General features: G+C 51.5%; 2 protein-coding genes and 1 pseudogene. 1 reads left to right on the forward strand and 2 read right to left on the reverse strand.

The window, feature by feature from the left end; genetic code table 11:
* The first annotated feature begins 391 nt into the window (after positions 1 to 391).
* Positions 392 to 1,270 carry a hypothetical protein gene (locus LC354_RS27275; protein ID WP_223429074.1) on the forward strand — a complete coding sequence of 293 codons (879 nt, stop codon included), beginning with the start codon at positions 392 to 394 and terminating at the stop codon, positions 1,268 to 1,270.
* Between the two features lie 350 nt (positions 1,271 to 1,620).
* Here LC354_RS27275 and LC354_RS27280 read toward each other — a convergent pair whose 3' ends face one another.
* Both LC354_RS27280 and LC354_RS27285 read right to left on the reverse strand, forming a co-directional pair.
* The gene (locus LC354_RS27280) at positions 1,621 to 2,331 is read right to left on the reverse strand and encodes a Crp/Fnr family transcriptional regulator (RefSeq protein ID WP_223429075.1); all 711 of its coding nucleotides are present in this window, start codon (positions 2,329 to 2,331) and stop codon (positions 1,621 to 1,623) included.
* A gap of 186 nt (positions 2,332 to 2,517) precedes the next feature.
* Positions 2,518 to 2,658: pseudogene (locus tag LC354_RS27285) on the reverse strand (IS5/IS1182 family transposase); the annotation flags it as partial.

Raw genomic sequence — 2,658 nt, forward strand, 5'->3', positions numbered from 1 at the left:
ACGATCCCGGCGGCCGCAATGGCCAGTTCCACTGCCATGTCTAACTGGATTGAAAAGCAGCGCGGGAAAAAACGGAGTAAGGCTGGATTGAGCGCGTCCCCCAAGAAGCGTACCGCTCAGGAAGACCAGGCGGATATGTCGTGAGGACATAAGCATCCGGCGTAGGCCACAGCGACGTCAAACCTTGGAGCGCGGCGCAGCATTCGACGCGATGGGCGGAATCCGGACATTCGCTGCAAGTGCGAAATCGAAAGGGCGGCTCGAAGAAAGCGGACGCTCAGGTCATCGACCAGTTTTTTCTGGCGTGCAAACACATCGAAGGTCGACAAGCTAGAAGCTGACATGATCATCTAAAAAGGATAATAGTGGGCTGGGTGCCCAGAAATGCGAGATGACGATGTTCAATCCTACAGCCGTAGTTGCCGCAGAATTTGGAGATCATCTCGCTAAGACCTACCTTCAGTATTTCTCGGGACGGAAAGCCGAATACGCCGCCTTCTTAAGCGGTAGCGCCAGAATGTTGCTTGAGCGTTTAGGCAATTCGGACGCTCTTTATCACAATGCCGAACATACGATGATGGTGACACTCGTTGGTCAGCAAATCATTCGTGGCCAGTTGGTTACCCGCGCCGTGCAACCGGAAGACTGGCTGCACTTTATCGTGGCGCTTTTGGTTCATGACATTGGATACTCTCGTGACATCTGTGAAGGCGACACGGACACCGAGGTCGTTGTAAACGCAACCGGAGATACGATTTGTCCGCCGCGCGGTGCTTCTGATGCTTTTCTCGCTCCCTATCACGTAGATCGTGGGAAAATTTATGCCCGTCAGCGCTTTGCAGGATCCAGTCTCATCGATGAAGAGAGGATAGCTGACGCCATCGAATACACTCGGTTTCCTGTTCCGGGTGATCTGGCCTATGCCGATACAACGAGCGAACCTGCTCTGGTGCGTGCTGCCGACCTAATCGGCCAGATCGCAGATCCGTTTTACCATCGGAAAATTGGTGGATTATATTACGAGTTTGTCGAAACCGGATTCGCAGAGAAACAGGGCTATGAAACGCCAATGGATTTGATGGAACAGTTTCCAAAGTTCTTTTGGCATCAAGTGCAACCATTGATCGGCCCAGCACTCACGCATTTGGAGCAGACAATGGAAGGCAAGCAGTGGGTGGCACAGCTTTATAACCATGTCTTTCAGGTGTCTCACCGCGCAAGTTGCCTTGGGCCATTTCCCGGTGCGCCGGATGTAGAAAAACCTGAATAGACCGTTTCCAGACAGATCCGAGAAATCAGACCAAACATCGTCATGAAGTTCGTTGGCTCAGATGTCGATTGCGTCCGCACTGCGTCCGCTCGTCTTCCGGCTCGGCGTTGATTTCGTGTACAACCGCGGCGAAGGTCGGCAGAGAGCCCAATGTATGTACCGGCTGCTGTTCGCAAGAGTTCAATTGCACGTCTTCAGGAAGTCGCTGATATGTATTCGGCCTTTGGATCGGCTTGAGTATTTTGCCGTGGCCCTGTTGGGAGTAAGCACGCGCCGCTGTCTCATTAGTGATCAAGTTTTTCGGCCCGAGTTTTTAGAGGAGCGCCCAACGCAGCCCCTTACTGAAAAGATCATTCGATAAATGATGCCGGAGTTTGCTGATCGCCCGATCGCCAAGCGCTTTGCGTGGCAGGGTGGTTGGATGCCTCTGACTGCATGAGATTATCAGACATACGCGCAACAATTAGTTTGGTCAGGAACAATCCAAACGCTGGATCTTGAAGGCAGAGCTGCATGATATCGTGATCACTGATCTCGTATATTTCACAGTCTTCTGAGCAAGTTGCCGACGCAGTCCGAGTCCTTTCCGGTGTGAACAGTCCAATTTCGCCGAAAAGCGTTCCGGGCTGAAGGTATTTTCCAATCTCCGGTACCAAAACCTGTCCCTTGTGCAGAAAGCACATTTTCAGAGCCGCGTCTCCTTTGCGAAAAAGCAATGTATCCTTTGGATGGGTCTTGATCGTCATAAAGGGCACGAGCGATTCAATCTTGGCGCTTCCGACTGAGGCACGTCGAACCCGCCGGAAAAGGTTTATCTGCTGTATCGTGCGCAATATATTCAGAGGCAGCAGAGTAGCATGCAACAGTAATACGGGCACCAGACCGGCAGCCGCAGCATAGACGATAAAAACAATATTCGAAGATATGGCAAGCACACGCAGCGGTACGATAGTTTTCATGCAAAAGGTCAGAAAAACAAGGACAGACGCCAGATAGCCTGCCAATTCGCTCCACTGCCCAATATATTGATCAAATTGCGCCATGGCCCAGTCCAGTGACATACTTCGCGCATCTCCTTTTTGTCCTAACTGGTAGAGCAATCAGCTGAACCGACAAAGACTTTTGGCACATCTGTTGCATGCCATAGTTGCTCTGCCAACGTGAAACTGAACGGCTGCTATAAAGAAAGGGTTACAGGCCTTGGCTTCTGGGCGAATGTCGAGATTGTCCGCACTCTGTAAGTTCAGTTAGGCAGCGGACTCATAAAACTCGATCCACAGCCTGACCGATGCCAGTTTGATCATCGACAGGAAATTGCGTGATGTCTTCTCGTATCGGGTTGCGATACGGCGGAACGAGGCTTTCAGCCTGCCAAAGAAACGCTCGAT

This window comes from Tateyamaria pelophila (assembly GCF_019966495.1).
Taxonomy (GTDB): Bacteria; Pseudomonadota; Alphaproteobacteria; order Rhodobacterales; family Rhodobacteraceae; genus Tateyamaria; species Tateyamaria pelophila.